The sequence below is a fragment of the Deltaproteobacteria bacterium genome (assembly GCA_029860075.1).
Lineage (GTDB): Bacteria > Desulfobacterota > JADFVX01 > JADFVX01 > JADFVX01 > JAOUBX01.
This window is the reverse complement of the sequence record JAOUBX010000045.1, coordinates 12,743-35,410: the sequence shown is the minus strand read 5'-3', so window position 1 is coordinate 35,410 and position 22,668 is coordinate 12,743. Positions and strand designations below refer to the sequence as shown.

General features: G+C 38.9%; 20 protein-coding genes and 1 riboswitch. Of the genes, 7 read left to right on the top strand and 13 right to left on the bottom strand.

Annotation, left to right across the window (positions count from 1 at the left end):
• The 7 genes from OEV42_13515 to OEV42_13485 form a co-directional block, all read left to right on the top strand.
• The coding region (locus OEV42_13515) for an AMIN domain-containing protein (protein ID MDH3975293.1) at positions 1-1,414 on the top strand (1,414 nt) is incomplete at its 5' end.
• Positions 1,415-1,450: 36 nt separating this feature from the next.
• Positions 1,451-2,602, top strand: a complete 1,152-nt coding sequence (locus OEV42_13510) for a FecR domain-containing protein (GenBank protein ID MDH3975292.1) — start codon at positions 1,451-1,453, stop codon at positions 2,600-2,602.
• A gap of 73 nt (positions 2,603-2,675) precedes the next feature.
• Positions 2,676-3,821, top strand: coding sequence for an outer membrane beta-barrel protein (locus OEV42_13505; GenBank protein ID MDH3975291.1), 1,146 nt, complete (start codon positions 2,676-2,678; stop codon positions 3,819-3,821).
• Between the two features lie 4 nt (positions 3,822-3,825).
• A complete protein-coding gene (locus OEV42_13500; protein ID MDH3975290.1) occupies positions 3,826-4,701 on the top strand; it encodes an SLBB domain-containing protein in 876 nt (291 codons plus the stop codon).
• Positions 4,702-4,704: 3 nt separating this feature from the next.
• Complete coding sequence (locus tag OEV42_13495; protein ID MDH3975289.1) at positions 4,705-6,762, top strand: polysaccharide biosynthesis tyrosine autokinase; 2,058 nt, start codon at positions 4,705-4,707, stop codon at positions 6,760-6,762.
• Positions 6,759-7,547 carry a tyrosine protein phosphatase gene (locus OEV42_13490; GenBank protein ID MDH3975288.1) on the top strand — a complete coding sequence of 263 codons (789 nt, stop codon included), beginning with the start codon at positions 6,759-6,761 and terminating at the stop codon, positions 7,545-7,547. The genes OEV42_13495 and OEV42_13490 overlap by 4 nt, the downstream gene beginning before the upstream one ends.
• Complete coding sequence (locus tag OEV42_13485; GenBank protein ID MDH3975287.1) at positions 7,523-10,102, top strand: O-antigen ligase family protein; 2,580 nt, start codon at positions 7,523-7,525, stop codon at positions 10,100-10,102. Before OEV42_13490 ends, OEV42_13485 begins: the two co-directional genes overlap by 25 nt.
• Positions 10,103-10,157: 55 nt before the next feature.
• On the opposite strand, the gene OEV42_13480 is transcribed toward OEV42_13485, so the two are convergent.
• The 13 genes from OEV42_13480 to OEV42_13420 all read right to left on the bottom strand — a co-directional run bounded on the left by OEV42_13480 (position 10,158) and on the right by OEV42_13420 (position 22,641).
• Positions 10,158-10,448 (bottom strand): DUF167 domain-containing protein, encoded by a 291-nt coding sequence (locus OEV42_13480; GenBank protein MDH3975286.1) that lies wholly within the window; start codon positions 10,446-10,448, stop codon positions 10,158-10,160.
• Positions 10,449-10,482: 34 nt separating this feature from the next.
• On the bottom strand, positions 10,483-11,130 hold the full coding sequence (locus OEV42_13475) for a VWA domain-containing protein (protein MDH3975285.1): 648 nt from the start codon (positions 11,128-11,130) through the stop codon (positions 10,483-10,485).
• Entirely contained in the window at positions 11,127-12,566 is a 1,440-nt protein-coding gene (locus tag OEV42_13470; protein MDH3975284.1) for a YwqI/YxiC family protein, read from the bottom strand. The genes OEV42_13475 and OEV42_13470 overlap by 4 nt, the downstream gene beginning before the upstream one ends.
• A 17-nt stretch (positions 12,567-12,583) precedes the next feature.
• On the bottom strand, positions 12,584-13,168 hold the full coding sequence (locus OEV42_13465) for a helix-turn-helix domain-containing protein (GenBank protein MDH3975283.1): 585 nt from the start codon (positions 13,166-13,168) through the stop codon (positions 12,584-12,586).
• A gap of 13 nt (positions 13,169-13,181) precedes the next feature.
• Positions 13,182-14,126, bottom strand: coding sequence for a P-loop NTPase (locus tag OEV42_13460; protein MDH3975282.1), 945 nt, complete (start codon positions 14,124-14,126; stop codon positions 13,182-13,184).
• Positions 14,127-14,204: 78 nt separating this feature from the next.
• A riboswitch (cyclic di-GMP riboswitch) is annotated at positions 14,205-14,299 on the bottom strand.
• A gap of 208 nt (positions 14,300-14,507) precedes the next feature.
• Positions 14,508-15,074 carry an aminodeoxychorismate/anthranilate synthase component II gene (locus OEV42_13455; GenBank protein ID MDH3975281.1) on the bottom strand — a complete coding sequence of 189 codons (567 nt, stop codon included), beginning with the start codon at positions 15,072-15,074 and terminating at the stop codon, positions 14,508-14,510.
• A 76-nt stretch (positions 15,075-15,150) separates the two neighbouring features.
• A complete protein-coding gene (locus OEV42_13450) occupies positions 15,151-16,518 on the bottom strand; it encodes an exopolysaccharide biosynthesis polyprenyl glycosylphosphotransferase (GenBank protein ID MDH3975280.1) in 1,368 nt (455 codons plus the stop codon).
• Positions 16,519-16,538: 20 nt separating this feature from the next.
• Positions 16,539-17,282 carry a glycosyltransferase gene (locus OEV42_13445; protein MDH3975279.1) on the bottom strand — a complete coding sequence of 248 codons (744 nt, stop codon included), beginning with the start codon at positions 17,280-17,282 and terminating at the stop codon, positions 16,539-16,541.
• The gene (locus OEV42_13440) at positions 17,279-19,024 is read right to left on the bottom strand and encodes a carbamoyltransferase (protein ID MDH3975278.1); all 1,746 of its coding nucleotides are present in this window, start codon (positions 19,022-19,024) and stop codon (positions 17,279-17,281) included. Before OEV42_13440 ends, OEV42_13445 begins: the two co-directional genes overlap by 4 nt.
• The gene (locus OEV42_13435; GenBank protein ID MDH3975277.1) at positions 19,021-19,902 is read right to left on the bottom strand and encodes a glycosyltransferase family 2 protein; all 882 of its coding nucleotides are present in this window, start codon (positions 19,900-19,902) and stop codon (positions 19,021-19,023) included. The genes OEV42_13440 and OEV42_13435 overlap by 4 nt, the downstream gene beginning before the upstream one ends.
• Positions 19,866-20,258: a class I SAM-dependent methyltransferase gene (locus OEV42_13430; protein MDH3975276.1), complete on the bottom strand. Its 393-nt coding sequence runs from the start codon at positions 20,256-20,258 to the stop codon at positions 19,866-19,868. The genes OEV42_13435 and OEV42_13430 overlap by 37 nt, the downstream gene beginning before the upstream one ends.
• Complete coding sequence (locus tag OEV42_13425) at positions 20,251-21,483, bottom strand: glycosyltransferase (protein ID MDH3975275.1); 1,233 nt, start codon at positions 21,481-21,483, stop codon at positions 20,251-20,253. Before OEV42_13425 ends, OEV42_13430 begins: the two co-directional genes overlap by 8 nt.
• An 81-nt stretch (positions 21,484-21,564) precedes the next feature.
• Positions 21,565-22,641, bottom strand: a complete 1,077-nt coding sequence (locus tag OEV42_13420; GenBank protein ID MDH3975274.1) for a glycosyltransferase family 9 protein — start codon at positions 22,639-22,641, stop codon at positions 21,565-21,567.
• Positions 22,642-22,668 lie beyond the last annotated feature (27 nt).

The window sequence follows — 22,668 nt, the reverse complement described above, 5'->3', positions numbered from 1 at the left end:
TGGTAAGGTTGTTTTGAGGAATGTTATCGGTGATAAAGAGCTATATGGCACAACAATCGATAATATTCCTGCAGGAAGCCATAAAATACTGGTTAAAGCCGTTTATTCCGGATCAGGGTACGGGATTTTTGATTATCATCAGAATTATAAGTATCCCCTTAAAAGTGAGACTGAGGTTAAGGTCAGGGATGGGCGCGTTACCAGCCTTAAAATAATATTCAATGATAATGATGGATTTCTTGCAGAACTCGAAAAACGACCTTTTATCAGTTATGAAACAGGACAAACAGCCGTTACTGTCAGTGAAGCCGAGAAATATATTCGTGAGAAGGAAAAAAAGATAGATGACGGAAAAGCAAAGGTAAAAGCCGGGCATATAGAAAAGGTTTTAGTTGAAAAAGGTGTGCATGAGGTTAAAGTGAATGTTGTGGGTGATGGTTTTTTTGAGGAAATAAGTACCAGCAGAATAGATAAACCGGAAAGGATTGTAATCGATATTGCCGGTGTTAAAGAACTGCTTGATATCGATAAGGTAGTTGTTAAAAGTCCCCTCCTGGACAGAGTAAGAGTAGGGCAGCATCCTCATATGTCAAGAGTTGTTCTCGATATTCCACATAAGAAAAAAGTAGATTATAACGTTGAGAAAATCTCCCGGGGCTTGATTGTTAGTGTTTTTGATGATAGACCTAAAGATAAGGAGCCGGTAAAAAGTGATTTGAAAGGTAAGCACAGCTGGAACCTGACCGATGTTTATGTTGAAAAAAAGGATAAGAGGGTTGAAATTCTCTATGCAGGAATGGGTAAGCGGGGCGCTTATGAAGGAAAGCGGTTTGAAAAGCCGGACAGGATTGTTGTTGATATTAAAGCAGCCAGGGAGAGCATCCGGACAAATACGATTAATGTCAATAGTTCGCTTTTAAATTCTGTGCGTATCGGGCAACACCCGGGAGGACTTCGTCTTGTTATGGATGTTCCCGAAAAGATCGATGCGGCATATGAAATAAGAGAAGTAAAAAAGGGTCTGCTGGTGATCATTTCCGAGAATAAAAAGAGTGTGGCCCTGCCGGTAAAAATGAAAAAAACCGAGAGTCCTGTCGGGCAATTGAAAGAAATATCCGTTGAAAAGGGAAGTGTTGAGGTAGAGATCGCAATAAAGGGGAAGGGACCCTTCAGCAAGTATGATGTGAAAAAACTAGGAAAGCCCGATAGAATCGTCGTTGACCTTCCGGGAATTAAAGAAGATCTGAAAACAGATGAAATTGACGTTGATTCATCAGTAGTTAAAAAAATTCGTGTTCATTATGAGGCCGGTGTAACGAGGATTGTTATTGATCTTGAAGAAGGGATAAACATGGATTACGATTTAGTGCCTGTCAAAGGTGGATTAGTTATATCGGTTTTTAAAAAGGACTAATACTTCTTCAAAGTGATAAATCTGATTAAGGAGGTAATGGCCATGTTTGTCAACAGGAAATCGGTAATTATTACGGTGCTCACATTACTTATTGCCCTTCACGCAGGGTCCGGCAAATCTTTTGCGGCAGAAGAGATTGCCAGCTTTTCCAATGTAAAGGGAGAGGTAAGGATCAAGAGTCCTTACCGCGCAAAAGGTAAGTGGCTAAGAGTCAAGAAACCTGGAGTAACGCTTTTTAATGGAGATGAAATTAAAACACTTGCCGGGAGTGCAGAGTTGACATTTAATGATGGAAGCCTCATGAAAATTAGCGAGAACTCATCACTTTCAATTGAAGAGAGACCCACCAGGAAGAAACTCTTCGGATTTATAGATTTGTCTTATATGAACAGAAATATAAAGGTGTCTTTTGGCAAGCTTTGGGCCAATGTAAGAAAAGTGAGAGGGATGTGGACCTCTTTTGAATCGAAAGTGGCCGTCGCAGGCATTAGAGGGACGACTGTTTCCATGTATGTCGATTCTCGCGGAGACATGCAATTTTCCAATGAAGAAGGAGAGGTAGAGATTTCAAAGCATGATGGATCCTTTACCGTGAAAATGGATAGAGGAAAAAATGTCTGGATTAAAGGGGAAGAGGGGGATAAAACGCTTGTTCAGAGTGTAAATGGCGACATGGGTATTTATACAGATAATGTTACTATTCAGCTTGGTCATAAAAATGCTATTATATTGGGAATTTCCGGGGATGAGACTACTGTAGATACGCCGGATTTTAATGAAAGTTCTGTAGCCCTTATTGCAAACGCAGCTAATATCAATCTCGATGGCGGAGAATCAGTAAATATAGCAACGGATGTTGTTAAAAATGAAACAAAGATTTTTGTGCCCGGGAGCAGCACCGGTGATATAGGGGTTAAAATTACAGCCACGACTGTAACGCTTGATCCCGGAGAAGGCATTGTGATTCAGATGGATGAAGTTAATGAAACAGCTGCTATAAGCATATTGCAATCAAAAGATGGTGTATATATTTTTAATGAAGATGGCAGGACTTACAATTTAGGTCCGGAAGACAGGATGGAGGTCCGAACCTGGGATTATACGCCGGAAAAAGTTGAGCCTCAATACGACCCCATCGTGCCGCCGCCACCTGTTGAAGCCGGGCCCGCAAGTCCTGTGGGGCCATAAATATTTGGAGCGTTTTTTGAGTTTTAAAAAAAAAAATATCACTCTTTTTATTGTTTTTTTTGCAGTAATAATTATGGGTTTGTCAGTAAACTCAGAGGCTGCGGGAAATATCCATTATGGCGGCACGGAACTTCATCCTGCCATATCTCTGGCCTACAGGTATGATGACAATGTTTATCTTACGGATGTGAATGAAAGTGATGACAGTATTTACATTATATCTCCCTCTATAGAAGTAAAACGCAGCCATGATGAACGGGTTTATTCTTTGGAGTACAGCGCCGATATTTACAGATACGCTAGTGAAACAAAGGAAGATAAAGAGACCCATACAGGGACTGCTTTTATCAATACACGCTTCCCCGGCGGCTTGAAGCTCATGCTCAGAGACAGCTATGTGAAGACAGCCGATCCGGCATCCTCTGAATCGACCGATATGGATGAAAGAACTCAAAATCTGTTGCAGCTTGCCCTTGGATCAAATATTTTTGACAGGCTTTCATTCAGCCTGAAATACAGCAATACACTGCATGATTATGAAGAGGAGACTAACAAGGCATACCTTGAAGCATATGACAGGAAGGAAGAACTTTATGGCGGTGAATTTACCCTGAGGCTCCTTCCTAAAACATCATTCTTCCTGGAATACAGCAGGGGAAATATAGAATATGATAAGGTCATTGCCGCTGATATAAGAGATTCACAATCTGACTATGTATCTTTAGGAGTGAAAGGCCAGCTAACATCAAAGTCCAGCCTTAATTTATCTGTTGGCTACACTAACCGTGACTACGAGGCAACCGATAGGGAAGATGTTAATACCGTTATTGCGGCGCTTGGCTTTAATTATCAATACTCCAGTTATACAAGGATATTATTAACAGGGAAGAGACATATTACGGAATCTTTCTTTAGCAGTGGAACTGACCGTTATTATTATTATACGGACAACACAATATCGCTTGGCCTTCCCTTGAGAATATCAACTAAAATTTCATCAATTTTCAATGTTTCATATGGTATCAATGAATATCATAAGGCTGCTTCAGGGGGAGAAAGAACCGACTATTTATATGGTGCAGGGCTAAACATTAATTACAATATAAGGCCATGGCTTTATGTCGGCGCCGGTTATCATTACAGAGAGCGAAATTCAGACATTGATGCTGAAGATTACCAAAACAATCAATACACAGCGAATGTGACGGTTGAATTTTAAGTAAATGAACTTTCCCTCAAAATGGTTTTACAGGAAACCTTATTATCCTTTATTCTGTTTTTATATATTCTTCTCTCTCCTGACAATTACGAGTTTCATAAATAATACTTTCGCTGAAGATTACTACATCGGGGCGGAAGATCTTTTGCAAATCAACGTGTATGAACAGCCGGATTTGTCTTCTGTGCTGAAAGTCAGTTCTCACGGCAATATATCATTCCCGTTGCTGGGAAGAATTAAAGCCGAGGGATTTTCTATTACGGAGCTTGAGAAAGAGATAGAGAGAAGGCTGGCAGATGGTTACCTCATCAACCCGCAGGTCACCATTTTAATCAAGGAATACAGAAGCCGAAAAATTTATGTCCTCGGGGGAGTAGCGAAGCCGGGTATCTATGAACTGAGAAAATCGATTACATTGCTGGAAGTCATCTCCAGAGCGGGTGGACTTCTAAGCGATGCCGCCCAGCACGCCATTATATCACAATCAGGAAGCAATAAGGGGAATACTGTATCAGATAAAGAGCCCATTAAAATAGATTTAAAGCGTCTCCTCGATGAAGGTGATACTAAACTGAACATAGAAATTAATGATGGCGATGTTATCCAGATTCCGGACCCTAATACATATTTTGTTTTCGGGGAGATTAAGAACCCGGGTTCCTATACGCTGGAAAAGGATATTTCTATTTTGCAGGCAATTACAAGGGCCGGTGGCTTTACAAAAATTGCCGCTCCGTCGAGGACCAAAATAATCAGGGGAAAGGCAGGAAAAGAGGAAACCATTCATGTGGATATTTCTAAAATTATAAAGGGTGACAAACAACTGGATACTGCATTAATGGCCGATGATATTATCGTTGTGCCGGAAAGTTTTTTCTAAATAATGGAAGAAGTAACAGAAAAAGAACTGAATATTAAAGACTATATCAGGATTGTCAGAAAAAGATTATGGCTTGTTGCGGCTATTTTAATCATTGCCGTAACAATTGCCGCCGTCAAAGCTTTTTCTATAATACCTATCTACCAGGCTTCCGTTAAAATCCTTATTGAAAGAGAAAATCCCAATATTTTGTCCTTTCAGGACGTGATGAATATTGATGCGTCTTCGTCAGACTATTACGCGACACAAGCCGGGATAATCAGCAGTCGGAGACTTGCCAGAAAGGTATTTGACGCATCGCCCTTAAATAAACTGAAAAAGTTTGAGGGTGTATTATACCCTGAGTCTGTTTTATTAAATATGCTTACGGTGAACCCTGAACGGGGAAGCCGCTTTGTGCATCTTTCCATTAAAGGGCCCGATCCTGAAGAAGCAGCCGACCTGGCCAACCTTTGGGCAGACACCTATGTTGAACAAAATCTGACCGAGAAAATCAATGCATCCTCTCAGGCGACTATATGGCTGTCAGAGCAGGTAAAAGAATTGCAGGAAAAAGTTACAAGTTCTGAATTTGCCCTGCAGGAATATAAGGAAAAGCATAATATAATTTCATTAGAGGAAAGACAAAATATTGTCGTGCAAAAATTGTCTGAATTAAATTCAGCCTTAATAAAGGCAAATATGTCCAGATTGAAGCGGGAAGCAAAATACGGGCAATTAAATGAGTTGATGACCAAAAATAGCTGGGAGGCATTAACCAATCTTGTTGACAGTCCCCAGGTTAATACTTTAAATGCGAGCCTTCTCGATATGAAGAGAGAGAGGGCGGAATTGTCAGGAACCTATGGGAAGAAACATCCCAAAATGGCAAGTATTATCTCTCAAATTAAGACATTAGAGGCCATTATAGCGGAAGAAGTCAGGAAGTTTGTCAGGAAAACAAAAGATGATTATGAAATTGCCAAACTGGAAGAGGTTACTCTTAGAAAGTCTCTTGATGAACAAAAGCGGGAAGCGCTGGCTTTAAACAAGAAAGCAATAAAGTATAATGTGTTAAAAAGAGAGTCAGAAGGGAACCGAAAGCTTTTTGACGTTCTTTTAAATCGATTAAAAGAAACCAGTCTGACAGAAGGAATGGAATTTAACAATATCAGGATAGTTGATTATGCTCAAAGACCGGGAAAACCGGTTTATCCCAATAAAAGAAAAATGATATTAATGGGTGTTCTCATTGGATTATTTGGCGGTATAAGTCTCACGCTTTTTCTGGAGTTTCTTGATGACAGAATCAAGAGTGAAAGTGATGTGGAGCGATATTTAGGGATACCATTTCTCGGAACCATACCGGCTATTTTCGGTAAAGAACAGGAGAACCTGTATCTGATCACCGATAAAATGCCCAAATCAATGATATCGGAAGCTTTTAGAGGCCTTAGAACTTCAGTATTATTTTCTTCTTCAGATAAAGAGATTAAAACCATTATGGTAACCAGCGGCGGTCCCGGTGAAGGGAAGACAACGGCTGCTATTAATCTGGCTGTAACCATGTCTCATGAAGGGAAGAGATCATTGCTTATCGATTGTGACCTTAGAAGGCCCACGCTCCAAAAGGTATTCAATTTAAAAGGTTCAGGCGGACTCAGTAATATACTGGTAGATCATGATCTTTCCATCAATGCCGTTATTAATGAAACAGGAATTGAAAACCTTGGGATAATAACCTGTGGTCCAATTCCACCTAATCCCTCAGAACTTCTTGGCTCCAGGAGAATGCAGGAGATAATATCAATTCTGGAGAAGGACTATGACAGGATAATTTTCGACTCGCCTCCTTCCATTTCACTGGCTGATGCGGCAGTTCTTGGAAGGGCTGTAGATGGTGTCGTACTGGTTGTTGATACAAAGAGTACGGCAAGGGGAAAGGCCCAGAAAAGTATTAAGGCCCTTTCTGAAGTTGGAGCCAATATGATTGGCGTTGCGCTAAATAGGGTTAATACCCGGGAAGATGGCTATTACGGTTATTATTACTATAATTATAATTATGGCAACGAAAAGGAATGATAGATATTCACAGCCATTTGCTGCCGGCAGTTGATGATGGCGCAGATGACATTGAAGAAACCATAGCGCTTGCCATGGCTGCCACCGAGGCCGGTACGGAGATAATGGTGGCTACGCCTCATACTTTAAATGGAGTTTATAGAAATAGTCGCCCGAATATTCTCAGGCAAGTCAAAAGCGTAGGGGAGATAATCGGTGAAAAGAAGATACCTTTAAAAATCCTGCCCGGCGCCGACGTTGCCTTAACGCCGGAGCTTATTCCCTGTCTCGAATCGGGGGATTTAATGACTATTAATGATGCAGGCAAGTATATTCTGGTGGAACTTCCGCCCTATTATGATCCTGAAAAAATCCATAAAATTATTTTCCACCTGCAGGTCAATGGTATAACGCCGATAATTACTCATCCCGAGAGAGATGCTCTCATATTGAAAAATCCGGATATTCTGCGTGCATTGATTGATAGAGGCTGTCTTTCCCAAATTACGGCAATGAGTATAACCGGTGGTTTTGGACGCACTGTTGAAGTATTTTCAAAACGCCTTATAGAATGCAGTCTCGTTCATATTATTGCTTCTGATTGTCACTCTATCGATAAGCGGGGGCCTTCCATGCAAGGCGCCTATCAGATTGTTTCAGCATTGAGTGGATATGAGAATGCTCAAAATATGGCTGTCCATCGTCCCCAGGCTGTTGTCGATGGCGCTGCCATAGATATACCTCCCTATAAAAGTGTAAATAAAAAAAGAAGCGGATGGTTTTGGAGAAAGTTTATCGATCGATAATATTGCTTCTTATTCCCTTTCTGGCTCTTTCTTTTGGAGGCATTCAAAAGTGGAGCATGATAGTGATGGAACTGGTTGTTTTTACTCTTTTTCTCCTTTGGGGAATGGAGCGTTTATTTAAAAAAAAATACCTGCAGGCAAATCAACATAAGTCTTTTCCTTTGTATGTTTTTCTTTTACCTTTTATTATTATTCCTTTAATACAACTTCTGCCCATAGGTTCATCGCTTCTTCAAATAATTTCCCCCGCCCTGTTTCTTATTAAAGAAAAGGCGGCCATACCGGACAGTTTAGACTTTCCTTCATTTATCAGCGTTAACCCTTTCAGTACACAGTCATCACTTAAACTGCTTATTACATGCTTTTTGATTTTTATAATAAGCGCCGCCTTGTTTAAGAGAAAAGCGCACTTGAAAAGGGCCATATTCTTTTTAACGGCTCTTTCTTTCATTATTTCTCTCTTCGGTATTATTCAGTATTTTTCCTGGAATGGGAAGCTTTACTGGTTAAGGCCATTGAAGGCAGGTGCTCCCTTTGGTCCCTTTGTAAATCATAATCACTTTGCATCATTCACAAATATGGCGATGTTGCCTTTATTATCACTCCTGCTATTTCAGTATGGCAATGGAATCAAAAAGAATATGGTTAATAGGGGGGAAACCATTATTTTAGTTTTTTCTTTGTCTCTCTCCCTTTTTGCACTTCTCCTTTGCGGGTCAAGGGGCGGTCTTGTAAGCTTATTGCTTGCCATAATATTGCAGGTCTTTATCCTCTGGAGGGAGGGAGAATATAAAAGGAAAATATTTCTTTTTTCACTTATTGGCAGCTTTGTTTGCGCTCTCTTTATTTTAGTCGGTTCCAGGTCTGTTTTAGAAACTATTTCCAGTCTTTACAGGGTGAGTGAAGATCCCTCTTTCCATTATAGGCTGAAGGGATGGAGGGCATCATTGGATATTGTCAGCGATTATCCCCTCCTGGGCACAGGCCTGGGCACGTATAAGGATATTTTTCCTCTTTACAGACCCTTTGATATGGAAAAGACTTTTCATTATGCCCATAATGAATATATTCAGCTGCTTGCTGAAACGGGTATTATCGGTTTTTTTCTTCTTTTAGTCCCTTTCCTGATTTTACTGCTTAAGAATAATCCCATAAAAGTTAATATAAGGGACAGGGAAAAAAGGTATCTCCAGGCCGGTATTTATTCGGCCATTGTTGCCCTGCTGATTCATAACACCGTCGAATTTAATATGAGAATACCGTCTAATGCCTATCTTTTTTCTTTTCTTTGTGGTCTTTATCTGTCAACGGCTAAAAAGCGCTTCTTCTTTGGAAAAGAACATTACCTTATCATGACAATGGTAACCGCATTATTTCTTTCTATGACTTTCCTGGAGGGTATACGCTTTTTTAATTATACAAATAATAGTGATGCTGCCGTAAGAGAGAGAAATGAAGAAGGTTTTCTGCGGTTCACTAATGACCCTGACCTTCTTTTCAAAAGGAGCCAATATTTATTGCGGGAAAATGAAGTAAACAGGGCTATCGATGTTCTTGATCAAGCCATTATCTCTGCCCCGCTTAGAGCACACTATTGGGCGCTCATGTCCTATATGAAGGAACTTGTGCGGAATAAGGATGAATCTATGCGCGCCTTAAAGATGGCTGCCGCATTAGATCCCGTAAGACCATCATATGCCTTAAAAGTGGCGAGAGCAGCGAGTGGAGAAGAGACTTTTAATAATTCAGTAAAACAATTAAAGAAAATTGCCTTAAGAAGAAGTGACCGGTTCTATGCCATCGTCGAATTGTTAATTGATAATAATATAGATAGCCATGAAATTATGGAGATGGCGCTTGATAGCAAAAGCAGTATAACAATAGCCCGTTTATTAAGTAATAAAGGTGATGATAAAGGCGCTCGGCTGGCATATAGCAAAGCGATTCAATTAGAACCGGAAAATGAGAGATATATTGATTTGTACGCTCATTATTTGATGAAGATGAAGGACTTTGACTCACTTCTTAAGAGGGACCGTCTAAATAAGAATAAGCTTCCGGAAAGGTTCATTTATTGGCAGAGCAGGGTATTGCTGGAATTGGGGGATAAAGAGGCTGCTATTGCTTTGCTTAATAATATCATTTCTGTGGGGAAGGACCGCCTGAAAAAATATGGTGAGGAAGTTGCTCAGTTGTACCTGCAAAATAAAGATCATTCAAAGGCAATTGAAGTCGCTGAAAAGGTTTTACAGGTAAACAGCAGAAGTGTCAGGTCATTTCATATTCTGGGCGCTGCTTATGAAGAAACAGGCAGACCGCTGGAGGCAATTAACAGTTACCGAAGGTTGTCCGTTATCGCTCCTGCTGACTTTAATGTTCATTATAAACTGGCGAATCTTTATGAAAAAGAGGGTATAGAAAAGATGGCCATTAAGGAATATGAAACCTGTCTTGATATTAAGCCGGGAAACATAAAGACACGGCTTAAACTGGGGATTTATTTGTCTTACTTGGAAAAGATAGCGAAGCATTCAGGCAATACCAGACCGTATTGACTCTTGATCCTGCCAACTCTGCGGTAATTTCAAGACTTGAAAAAATGAACAGGAATTAAGAAATTTTCAGGCTTTTCTTTACCTCGCTTTCACTAATACCTTTCACCATTAAAACTTTGCTCCTCGATTTGTCTCCTGACAGGATAAGAATGTCAGATTTTGCAAGGGAAAGCTTTTTAGCAAGAAATTTAACTAAAAGTTCGTTAGCGGCGCCACCGACGGGAGGTGAAGTGAGCTTTACTTTTAATTTATTGTTAAAGAAACCTGAAATTGCATTTTTTGAAGCTCTTGGTTGTACATATATGCTTAATTTAACAGAATTATTTTTTTCATTAATCCACGTCATTGTTGCAGAAACTTAATAGCCTAAACGACTAAAGTCAGTCTTCAAGCAGCTTTTCCAGTCTCTCAAGATCATTGATTACCTTCCATGTTCCACCACCATCGGTGACCCGCTTTTCCCAATAAGTAAGACGATCCAGGTATTCTCTCGGATCTATCTGGTCTGAACTAAGCTTGGTCACATTGAGGGCAACAACCCGATAACCACCTAGCTGAATTGGGAAGTCCCTTACATGACCTTTTTTAATTTCTTCCTTAAGATCGGAAAATATAAGAATAGTTTTTTTACCGGAGCCGGCTTCATTGAGGTATTCAACGGCCTGAAGCATACCACCTGAAATGTCCGTATAGGCGCTTCCTTTTACTCTCTTTGCAAAATTATCCAGCTTTTGACGGAACTTCCGTTTCTGTTCATTGGCGACAGAGGGTCTTGTATCAAAGGTTCCTTTGGCAACGATATCTTTCTCGCTAAAACTGGCGCTATCTACTCTTGCCACCGCCAGAGTATCTCCAGGCTGTAAAGTTGCGAGCAGATAATTAATAATTGACTGCGCTTTTTTTATTTGCTGGGTATAGGTTCCGGAAGTATCCATCAACATGTATACACCTCTTGTGTGACTTGTCGTATCAGCACAACCGGCAAGAAATAAAACTAAAAGCGCATACCTGATTATATTTTTTTTCATGCTATTTTCTCCTCCTTAACAGGTTTAACAGTTTTGATTTTACCTTCGCTTTTGCCATCTTTTTTTAACAGTCCTTCAATCCATAAAGGCGCAAATATGAATAGATCATACACTCTTATGAGCATTTCACCCAGCGATCTTGAAATGTTGCCCGTCAACCTCAGAATATATGCAATAGATCTTAGCATTCCCACAACAGCAACGCCGAGGACGGTTCTCGATGAATGAACAAATGATTCAAGAGGAATGGCAATAAATGCCAGGGCAAAAGGCAAGATGAAACCCATTATCATTTGTCCTACCGTGGGAATCCAGTTGCCTGACTGTTCCGGTGATACAGTCACCTCTGCCAGAGATTGTCTGAGCGCCTGCATATCGGCTGCTATCATGTCGCGCATATAGGCAAGAGAAGATTCAATTCCAGCCAGGATAAAGAGTATAGAAAAGGTAATCCATATCATTTTGTGACGCATCTTGTCATCCATAGCGCCGATAATCGGAAAAAGTTTGGTTATATGAAGAGATTCCATAAGAAATAGACCCATTGCAGCCTCAACGAGAATAATGACCATGGCTGCAACATTTGAAGTTTTAAAAGGCCCTATGTAGCTTCCGCCACCAACCATTTCAGACATGGGCAGCGCAATGAGATTAAAATTAATAACGGCGCCGCCAATAGCGATTAACATAACAAGACCTGCGATAAAAAATTGAGTAAGTGATGATGAAGAGAGCATGCGTACCGCTTTTTCGGAGCCTTTTCTAATATTTTCATAAAAATCCATTTTTGCGTCAATTACTTTTGCCCTCTCCAGGATGCTGGCAATTGTTTTATCGACTTCTGAAAGCGTGTTAGACATTTGCCGCCAGAATGGCATCATCTTTTTTAAAAGGGAATGTCTCTCTGCGCAGGCCTTTCTATAATCCGACAGAACATTTTTATATTGTTTTTCGATAGACTGGTTTATCGCCCCCAACATATTTGAAATGAGAGTGTCGCCTGATGGAGGAATTTTAGCGACCGCTTCAACGGCATGTACCCAGCCTGGCGGTGCAGGAGGCGCGTCAGCACTTTTAGAATAATCCTCCTCTATTTTTGCGATTTGTGTTTTCAGTGCCTGCTGAAGGGTCGGGTAGCCGCTAAGATCACGCCTGACGACGGCTTCTACTCTATGAAATTCTCTCTCGATCACCCGCTCTACAGCTTCTTCACCCACTGACAACAGAACTTCCCTATTTCGTGAGGCCATCCTTTTTTCAGCCAACATTGTCGATCTTGCCGAAAGGCGTAACGCTTTATGGGCCATGTGGAAAATGGATTTAATCAATTCGTGGGCCGGCTTTCTGGCAATATACAAGAGAATAACGGATATAATCAGAATCAAAATGATGGTGAGCACAGGATTACCCGAGTAAAGTATAGATATTTTATCCATTGATAACCTCCTTTGTGTTATAGGTTGAGCGTGTCATATTTATTATTTTGACAAGCTTTAAACCAAATTTCATATTTTTTCATCATATCTTCCGCAACGGCTTGAGAATCAAGGTTCAGATGATCTGCATAGCTTACGATAAACCCTTTGAGATAGACTTTTTGAGGTAATGAACTAAAATCCTCCTCCTCTATACTTTGTAAATATCTTCTGCTGATATTGGTACATTGGGCTACTTTTTTTAAGTCAAGGCCGTGCAGTTCCCTAATGTGTCTGAGTGATTCTCCTGAATAGGATTCAAGCTGTGAAATATATGCATTCAGGGCCTCTTGTGTTTTATAATCGAGAGGCTCTTTATGCATACATTCTTTTTGTTTCTCAGCTTCAAAGCTTTTTAAAATTTTCTGATAGGCCATCTCTATATCCCCAAGGATTTCCTTACGGTTATTTTCATTAAACTCTTCCTGTATGGATGAAACAACGAGAGAGTTACCTGAATAAAGTGTTTTAAGGTAAGTATAGGCATTTCTTATTTCAGGAATAGACGCATTTATGTCTATTTCTAAAAAATCGAAGTATTTTTTAAGGTCTTTTCTATCCATAAAAATATTCCACTCAATTAATATTTACCAGATAGTCGGTCATTTTTTTAATTTCTTTTGCACTTGCTGCTGAAGGGTGAGTTCTTAACAATAGTTGTTTTTTTCTGATGCAGTTCCAGACAATATCATCATATTCGATATACCCCAGATAGTTTGATTTTATTCCAAGGTACTTTAGCAGCACACTTTTAATAGAATTACCTACTAATATATCTTCATCATACCTGGCCTGATTGACTACAACATTAATTGTAAAGTTATTGAGAACGCCGTTAATTATTTCCTTGTATTCATAAGATGCTTTTCCGAGATAGTCAATGAGTTGCCTTAAATTATTTATATTTTTCTCATTTCTATCGCTCCACATGTTAAGGAAAATATGCTTTAAACCGGCTTCGGCAAATGATGCTTTTAATTTTCTGAAAAAAACGCTTTTTACAAATTGATACATATTCTCGATAGAAGTAATTTCAGGAACAATAACGACAATCATTTTATCTGCAAGGAGAAAGGTATCAATAGCTGTATAATGTGAACCTGCGCCAAGGTCAATAAGCACATGGTCTGACGCTATCTGTTTTATGTGTCTGAATAGTTTGAGCTTTTGCGTGTATTTAATCTTGTCCGAGTCGAGTGAGTTGATATCACCGGTTACGAGACCGAATTTCCCTTTCCCACTTCTATAATACCCTATGATCTCTTCAAGAGAAAGTCCCTTTTCAAAAAAATCACTAAGTGAATATTGAGGTTTATTCACACCAAGAAATGAATGCAGGTTTGCTCCTCCGAGATCTGCATCGATGAGGACAACCTTTTTTCCTGTAGATGACAAATAGGAAGCAATGTTGCTTGTGAGAAAACTTTTGCCTGTTCCACCTTTTCCACCGCCAACAGCCCATATTTCACATTTAGGGGTGGCAGGTCTTTTAGTGATTATTCTTTCACGCGCTAAATCCATAGTTACTCTAGTGCTAAAGGTTATGTATGAAAGTTTACATTAAAAAGTAATCAAAAAAAAGCCGCCAGAGAAAAAATCTCTGGCGGCCCGGCTGACATGATCATCGATGCAAATATGTTCGAAGTCCCGAAGCTCTGCGTCTCCAGGTTTCCCTGGATTTGCTCTGAGCAGAGTTGCTTTGTCTTTTCTGTTTTTTGAGATCCTTCTATTATCATAGCAAAAAACATACCTTCCATAGAATATGGCGCCTGATTCACTAACTACCTGTATTTACGATATATTTAGTTTGCTCCCTTAAAGCTCTGTCATTTTGCCTGCTATGAGTATCCTGAAAAAAATGCTAAATAAATATGAAAATATGAAAAAAGTTTACAATTTAAATCAATTAATTAAAAGAAAATTTTTTAAAAGATCTTTACCTACAGTGGTTAAGATAGATTCAGGGTGAAACTGAATGCCTGATATATTATATTCTTTATGCCTGAATCCCATAATTTCTCCATCATCGGTGCGGGCGGAAACTTCCAGGCACTGAGGAAGAGATGTTGAGTCTACAGACAGAGAGTGGTATCGTGTTGCCTCAAAAGGGTTGGCAATGTTATTAAAAATTCCTTTACCATCATGAGTAATGATTGATGTCTTGCCATGCATTAACTCTTTGGCTTTTATGATCTTACCGCCAAAGGCAGCGCCAATGGCTTCATGCCCGAGACAGACGCCGAGAATAGGAACTTGCTCAGCAAAGGCCAGGATGGTTTCAACAGAAATACCTGCTTCATCAGGCGTGCAGGGTCCGGGAGAAATAACGATTTTTTCAGGAGCCAGTTTTTTAATATCATCTACGCTGATGGCATCATTTCTAAAAACTTTTACCTCTGCGCCTAACTCTCCCAAATACTGGACCAGATTAAAGGTAAAAGAATCATAATTATCAATCATTAAAATCATCTGCTGTCCTTAATAATAAAATAGATAAAATTCTATAGGTGCATTACAAAAGAGTCAAGTAAAAGAAAAAAAGCGTCTATTGTCCTTTAGCGAAGAAAATAACGTAAATTGTTTTAAGAATAATTTTTGCGTCAAGTAAAGGAGAGTAGTGCCTGATATAGTAGAGATCATATTCGAGTTTTTTTATAGTGTCTTGAATACCTTCCCCATAAGGGTAGTTAACCTGTGCCCAGCCGGTGATTCCCGGTTTGACTAAATGCCTGAAGTGATAATAGGGGATTTTTTTTTCATATTCTTCCGTGAGTTTTATCCATTCCGCTCGAGGACCAATGAAATTCATATCCCCTTTTAAAACATTCCATAATTGAGGAAGTTCATCAAGGCGGGTCCTTCTTAAAAATTTGCCCAGACCCGTTATTCTTTCATCTGAAACTCTCGTATAGGAATCACCCTTTTCGGAACCTTCCTTCATGGTCCTGAATTTATGCAGCGTAAAAGGAACCCTGTCCTTGCCAACCCTTGATTGCCTGTAAATGACAGGCCCCCTGCTGGTCACTTTAATCAAAATAGGGATTAAAAGGAATAGAGGAAGGGTTAAAGTAAACAATAATAAGGAAAGAATGATGTCCAATATCCGTTTTACCTTGTCGTAAACGGTAGCTCCAACGAGCATGAAGCCATCCTGGAGAAGCCAGAAATGACTGATGCCGGGTATGTGAACCTTTTGCATGAATCTTTCATAAAAAGATTCGATTGACATGACGGGGACTTTATTAAAATGGATAGCAGTCAGATTATCCAGTATGGACTGGTTTACATTTGTATCAGCCAGAATAACACCAGTGCATCTGTTATCGATGAATCCGGCAAGGTTTGCAGGTAATGTTTCAATTTGGGGGGAATTCTCTCCAAATATATACTCTCTTTCAGATGTTTTTTTAGTTGTTGCAATTCGAAGTTTTTGAGGGAGCCCTGAACCCTGGTATTCCTCGCATAGCTTTTTTGCAAGATTCGACACTCCCAGTACGAGGAAGTAATCTTCCTTGAGCAAACTAATCATTTTTATGCTGATCATTCTTCTGTAGTAGATTGAAAGGGGAATAAACAAAAAATAGGTTAAAGGCAGTACGCTCCGACTGAATTGCCAGGAGGGTGAAAGCGTGAAAATATAAATGCTGAAGACTGTTAATAAAAGGGCAATTAACAGGGCGATAAAGTGTTGGCTTGTATAAGACAAACTCAGCATGTCATGAGAACCATTATAACCGCTGATAGTGTAAAGAACGAACCATGAAATAAAGATACAAATGATGATGCTTAAATTGAAGTGAGGCGGCAAGTTCGTTGTGCCATGCCTGAATACAGTCATTATGAAAAATAATGTCGATAGGGTGATCACATCTAAAAAGAATAAAAACAGACTTGTAAGTTTATTTGATTTCATAATAATTTAAATCACTGACTTCAAAAAAACTGGCTCATCTTGGAAAGGGGTTTTAGAAAAAGAGTCCATGGTTTTGGTTTGAGACCATTTATTTTCCATGCTTTTCTGTCATTAATGTTTGCCATTATCCTGTTTTTAATGGACAGGTTGCTTTTTCCACCTGTTCTCATTTTGACAAGAACGTGAGGAATATAATGTGTTGAAATGCTGAATTTTAGCAGAAATCGTAGCATAAGTTCATAATCAGCCGCTGTTCCCAGGTCAAGCCTGTATAGACCGTAATTTTCATAGGCTCTTTTTTTTACAAAAAAAGTTGGATGCGGAGGCATCCAACCTTTGTAGAAGAGTTTATCATTATAGGGAGATGATTTCCAGTAGCGAATAAATTGGGTCGTATTTATCGGGTCAACGTAAATCAGGTCTCCATAACAGGAGTCAGTTTCATTTTCTTCAAATGCATTGACTACTCTTGAAATTATATTGTTGTCAGGATAAAAATCATCGGCATTTAGTATTCCAATGATTTCCCCGCTTGCCATTAATATGCCTCTGTTCATGGCATCATAAATACCATGATCTGATTCTGAAAGGACTATTCGATTATTTGATGGATACCTGTTAATAATTTCTAGGGTCCCATCTTTCGAATTTCCATCAATGATTACATGCTCAGTATGAGGGTAGTCTTGACTGTTAATGCTTTTAATGCATTTTTTTATTGTTTTTGAGGCATTGAGCGTGGGGGTAACAATGGATATTTTCATTGTCTTCTTTTGATAAAGTAATTACCCAAAACCAAAACATCCATATTAGTTCGCAGGAAGCAATTGAGGGCTTCATCAGGTTTGCATACTATCGGTTCATTTTCATTGAATGATGTGTTGAGCAGAACAGGTACCTCTGTGATTTTCCTGAATTCATTGATTAATTTCCAGTATAAGGGATTGATCTCTTTACTGACGGTCTGGAGCCTTCCACTCCCATCTATATGGGTTACCGCTGGTATGATTTTACGCTTTGACTCTTTTACTTTATAAACTTTTAGCATAAAGGGATCGGGATAAGACCTTTCAAAATATTCTGATGTGGCTTCAATATTAATGGAAGGAGCAAAGGGCCTGAATGATTCTCTTCTTTTTATTTTTTTATTGAGAATATCTTTCATATCCATTCTGCGCGGGTCACCAAGGATACTCCGGTTACCAAGTGCCCGTGATCCCCACTCCATGCGTCCCTGAAACCAGCCTGTTACCTTGCCTTTTGAAATTTCTTCTGCTGCTTTTTTACATAAAAGGGCCTGATCATTGATCTTATCGATGATAAATTCTTCTAATTCATCTTGCTTTGTATTAATCAGTATTTCTATTTGAGCATCATTAAATTGAGGCCCCACATAGGGTTTCTCAAAAACAAAGGATCGTTTATTTCCCAGAATCTGGTTCCATACATAATAGGCTGCCCCGATGGCGCCTCCGGCATCTCCCGCAGCAGGCTGGATGTAAACCTCTCTAAAAGGGGTTCCCTCGAAGATCTTCCCGTTTGCAACACTGTTCATAGCGCAACCTCCGGAAAGGGCAAGGTTTTTAGATTTCGTTTTTTCATACACCTGACTTAAAATATGAAAGAAAGCTTCTTCATATCTCTTTTGAAGAGAATGAGCGATGTCTTTATGCCTTTGAGTTAGTTCTTCTCCTTTTTGTCTTGCAGGACCAAAGAGAGAAATTAACTTATCAGAATAGACAGGTCCCATCTCGGGTATCCCCTTATCCCAGGTCATCCTGACTCCCTTTGAATGATGGATAAAGTAATCAAGGTCAAGTTCAAAGGGCTTGTCTTTTGAAAAATTAATTTTTATTACTTTATTCATTTCATTCATAAAGCGAGGTTCGCCATAAGGTGCAAGGCCCATGACCTTATATTCATCACCGTAATTGGAGAATCCGAGATATTGCGTAAAGGCCAGGTAGAAAAGTCCCAGTGAGTGCGGAAAAAAAGTTCGGTGCTTCACATTAATTCTGTTTTCAGACCCTATTCCCCACATAGCGCCTACAAAATCACCAAAACCATCGACTGACAGAAGAGCCGCTTTATCAAATGGTGAAACAAAGAAAGTACTGGCAAGATGAGCTATGTGATGTTCAATGTTATGCATTTGTGCTTTAATATTTGTTTCAAAAAGGGAGGTGAGTTCTGACTTTATATCTCCAATTTTTGACGCATTTTTCAGACGATCCGCAATTATTCTTAATGGGGGTTTCCTCGATAGCGCAAAGAGGGCTTTTTTTGATATATTTGCTTTGGGATTACGGTTAACAGCAATATGATCAACTTTATCTATAAGTATCTTTGCCTCATTGAGGCAAAATTTTATGGACTCAACAGGCAAGCCTGCCCAGTTTTTAATCCTGTTGAAACGCTCTTCTTCGACAGCAGCGAGCAGTTTACCATCAACAACGATGGCGGCTGATGCATTACCATGATATGCGTTGAGACCAAGAATAATCATTTTTTTATAGATTGTTTCTTTATTTCATATAGTTTTGCATCAATGAGGAAGCGAAACCAGAAACCCTGTAAAAAATGAAAAATCAAACCTTCTTTTCCATCCAAAAAGCCTAATTTGAAGATATAACGATAAATAAAAAAAAGAAAAGCACGAGCGAAAAGAGGGAGCTTGTAATATATTTCACGTTTATATCTTCTTTTTTCTATTTCATGGCCGGAAATCCTGGGTTCTACTATACTCCTATTACCGGTGTTACTAATTAATTGTTCAGATGCTTCCAGTGATGCCCAATGATTATGCCTTTCCGTAAACCTGGTAATGGAATCTGAAATTATATCTATTATGTCACAGGGGATTTTTTCCACTCTTCCCTTAACAAGGAAGTGTTGATCATAAAGCTTATTTTCACAAATACCAAAGCCTCTACGAAATAGAAATGCATGGTAGACAGGGTAGTGACCACCATAATGAATCCAGCGGCCCATAAAAATTGTTCGACGACTTGCAATATATCCATTTATTTCTTCATCAATCTTATCACTAAAGATACCAAGGAGCTTATTTTTAAGCTCAGCTGTGATCCGGTGGTCGGCATCTATATTCATGATCCAATCAGTTTTTATGGGTAGGGTTTCGAGTGCCCAGTTTCTTTGTCGAGAATAGTTTTCAAAGTGATGCTGGTAAATTTTGTCAGTATATTTCTCAGCAATTTGAAGTGTACGATCAGTAGAATATGAATCTACAATAAATATTTCACGAATCCAACCGGTAAGACTATTGAGGCAATCTTCAATGTTGTTTTCTTCATTGTAAGTCAGGATGATAACAGAAATAGGTAAAGTCATAATTTCTTTGCTATAATGATCATTGATTTCCAAAGATAGAGCATGCGCCCGCTACCCTTAAAGTAAATTGGTTTAAAACCGTTATCCCGGAGCAAATGGCTGAGTGTCTTTTTTGAAAAAAATTTAATGTGGCCACCTTCCCATAGACTGTTTATATGATTATCAAATTTATTTGTCAGGGCAATAATAAGGTTTTTTAAATATCCGTGGCAGGGCGTTGTAATAATAAGGTAGCTTCCTTCTTTCAGCCAGCTATTTAGATTTTTTAAATAAAGGTCCCGATTATAGAGGCGCCCAATTAGCTCTGCTGATAAGATTAAATCATAGTTACACCGGGGGAAAGGATTCGGGATTTCCCAACCATAATCTTTTGTTATTTCATCAAACACTGTTTAGGACTTTCTTAAAGGCATTAATCATATTATTACCAATATTTTCAATGTTGTAACAATCCCGGACCATTTTCTTTCCGTTATTTGAAAGCATATTCCGATGCCGATCGTTATCAAGCATTTCTGCTAATCCTTCATAAATACTTTCCCATGTTGTTTTAACGATAAAACCGGCATTATTTTTTACAACCTCCTTGTAAAGCCCTACATGGTTTGATATTAAAACCGCTGTTCCTGTTGCCATTGACTCAATTACAGACATCCCAAAATTTTCAGAATATGATGGCAGAACAAATAAGTCACTCCCTGCATAAGCTATTAATTTTTCCTTATCCTTAATTAATCCTGTAAAAGTAACATCCGGTATTTCATTAATCGTTATCGTACCTGATGAAGCATCGAAATATTTCATACCATACGTATTTATCCACTTTTTTACCTGGTTTATATATCCATTCTCATCATTTCCTGCAATAATTAAATGAACATCATCTCTTTCACTTACAAGTTTTCCATATGCGTCTATTAATATGTCGAGGCCCTTTTTCCAGTTTATTCGACCCATAAACAAGATGACTTTTTTATTTTCCAGGTAAGGGTATTTAGTCCTCAGCGCCTTTTTTGATGGAAGGTCTTTAAAGTCTGAAAGATCTATTCCGTTTGGAAGGATTATGGCATTTTCAGATCGTCTATGGGGTATATAGCATCGTTCTGCCTCATCATGAGTTGTATAATGAATAGCAGATGCATGTTTAATATCCCTATTGGATACAAGCCAGTAATAGATCATTTTTTTCCATGCTTTCTTGGAAAGCGTCTCTCCGTACATTGTTCCCCTGGGAGAAATAACATAAGGAACTTTAAACTTGCGGCAATAGTGCGCTGCAATTGATACGGGAAAATTCCATATGGGGGTAATATAAACAAGATCGAAATTTTTTAACGATTTTTTTAATTCATTAATTAAGCATCGTGAAAACTGCCAGCCTGTGGCAGCCATGAATTCGAAGCGTTTAGAATATGAGAAGTAAGTGATTTTTACGCCATCCCTGATGATTTCCTCATTAACTGGCACTATTTTTTCAATGCCGGCATTAGTGGAAAAAACAGTTACATCAATCTTCATTTTTACAAGCGTCTTGTTTAATGTATGCACAGAGTGAATTGGTCCCCCAAATTTTATGGCGGGCCAATAAGAAGGAATAACAACCAGTAATTTCATAACATCAATTTTTTATGATTAAAATGGTCATTCAATCAAGCCATTATATTGAAATGTGAGAATCCATGACATAGTTATATTCTAGCCTCTGGTCTCGATTAATTTTTTTATAAAAGGTTGAACTTCATTAATAACTTCTGGCACTGTAATCGACATCATGCATTTATGATTTTCTTTAATACATTTATCCAGCCAGCACCCTTCACAATCTGTTCTATGTCTGATTAAAAGTCTGGATTCAATATCGGGATCCCATTGGCCGGGCAAGTTTCGAGCGCTTATTATTCCTGTAACAGGACAACCTACAGCCGCTGCTGCATGCATAGGCCCTGTATCGTTACCAATATAGCATTTAGCTGACCTGAGAAGTTCAAATAATTCATCAATTGTTACCGTTATCATATTAAGTTGTGGAAATTCCGGTAAAATTTCCTTTTCATACAGATGAAGTTCCTCATCTGTTCCAATTGCGATGATTGGGACCTTAGTCGATCTGTGGATGTCTTTTAATACCTGGGCATATCGGTTGTTTGGCCACTTCTGAGTTCCACATTTCCCTCCTCCACAGAAAATTATGTAGTCTTCAAAGGGGCCTATGCCGATAGATTTTAATTTTTGGAGAACAGAATCAGTTGCCGCAGGCTGAACTTCAATATGGTAAGCTGGTTTATAGCCGTATATTCCCTCATTGTTTAATATTTTAATTAAACGAGCAGGCTCATTCATTTTCCAGTCACCTTCTGAACATATATGATTAAATCCCGCTAGTTTCTTTATGCCGGAAAGGCGAAAGAATAAAAGTTGCAGATTAAGTTGTGATTGTTTTTTTTTCTGCTGTGGAAGTTGAATCAAGATATCCGGCTTGATTTGGCGGATTAATCTAAAGAGTTGCCAAATTGAGCTAAAACCTTTATTGCTCTTATAACTGAAAACCTTTTCAAAAATATCAAACCTGTTAATAATATCAATAACCGCTACTTTCCCTTGCTGAGATGAATCACAAATAAGAAAAACTTTAGCGTCATTGTAAAAATTACGCAGCAGCCGAAAGGCAGGGATAGCACATATCGTATCACCAAGGTGTCCGGTACGAAACACAACAACTCTTTTGAATTTTCTTTCTTCTCTTCGTCGACTGTCTTTTCCAAGCGGGAACATAAGAAAATAAGTAAAAAAGTTAATTGC

Excerpts from the sequence above, each read along its gene's own strand:
- OEV42_13445 (MDH3975279.1), bottom strand. The coding sequence starts at position 17,282 with ATGAAAATATCCATTGTTACCCCCACGCTCAATGCCTCAAAAACAATA.
- OEV42_13495 (MDH3975289.1), top strand. The coding sequence starts at position 4,705 with ATGGAAGAAGTAACAGAAAAAGAACTGAATATTAAAGACTATATCAGG.
- OEV42_13465 (MDH3975283.1), bottom strand. The coding sequence starts at position 13,168 with ATGGATAGAAAAGACCTTAAAAAATACTTCGATTTTTTAGAAATAGAC.
- OEV42_13425 (MDH3975275.1), bottom strand. The coding sequence starts at position 21,483 with ATGAAATTACTGGTTGTTATTCCTTCTTATTGGCCCGCCATAAAATTT.
- OEV42_13475 (MDH3975285.1), bottom strand. The coding sequence starts at position 11,130 with ATGAAAAAAAATATAATCAGGTATGCGCTTTTAGTTTTATTTCTTGCC.
- OEV42_13505 (MDH3975291.1), top strand. The coding sequence starts at position 2,676 with ATGGGTTTGTCAGTAAACTCAGAGGCTGCGGGAAATATCCATTATGGC.
- OEV42_13490 (MDH3975288.1), top strand. The coding sequence starts at position 6,759 with ATGATAGATATTCACAGCCATTTGCTGCCGGCAGTTGATGATGGCGCA.
- OEV42_13455 (MDH3975281.1), bottom strand. The coding sequence starts at position 15,074 with ATGATTTTAATGATTGATAATTATGATTCTTTTACCTTTAATCTGGTC.
- OEV42_13470 (MDH3975284.1), bottom strand. The coding sequence starts at position 12,566 with ATGGATAAAATATCTATACTTTACTCGGGTAATCCTGTGCTCACCATC.
- OEV42_13460 (MDH3975282.1), bottom strand. The coding sequence starts at position 14,126 with ATGGATTTAGCGCGTGAAAGAATAATCACTAAAAGACCTGCCACCCCT.
- OEV42_13440 (MDH3975278.1), bottom strand. The coding sequence starts at position 19,024 with ATGATTATTCTTGGTCTCAACGCATATCATGGTAATGCATCAGCCGCC.
- OEV42_13500 (MDH3975290.1), top strand. The coding sequence starts at position 3,826 with ATGAACTTTCCCTCAAAATGGTTTTACAGGAAACCTTATTATCCTTTA.
- OEV42_13450 (MDH3975280.1), bottom strand. The coding sequence starts at position 16,518 with ATGAAATCAAATAAACTTACAAGTCTGTTTTTATTCTTTTTAGATGTG.
- OEV42_13420 (MDH3975274.1), bottom strand. The coding sequence starts at position 22,641 with ATGTTCCCGCTTGGAAAAGACAGTCGACGAAGAGAAGAAAGAAAATTC.
- OEV42_13510 (MDH3975292.1), top strand. The coding sequence starts at position 1,451 with ATGGCCATGTTTGTCAACAGGAAATCGGTAATTATTACGGTGCTCACA.
- OEV42_13480 (MDH3975286.1), bottom strand. The coding sequence starts at position 10,448 with ATGACGTGGATTAATGAAAAAAATAATTCTGTTAAATTAAGCATATAT.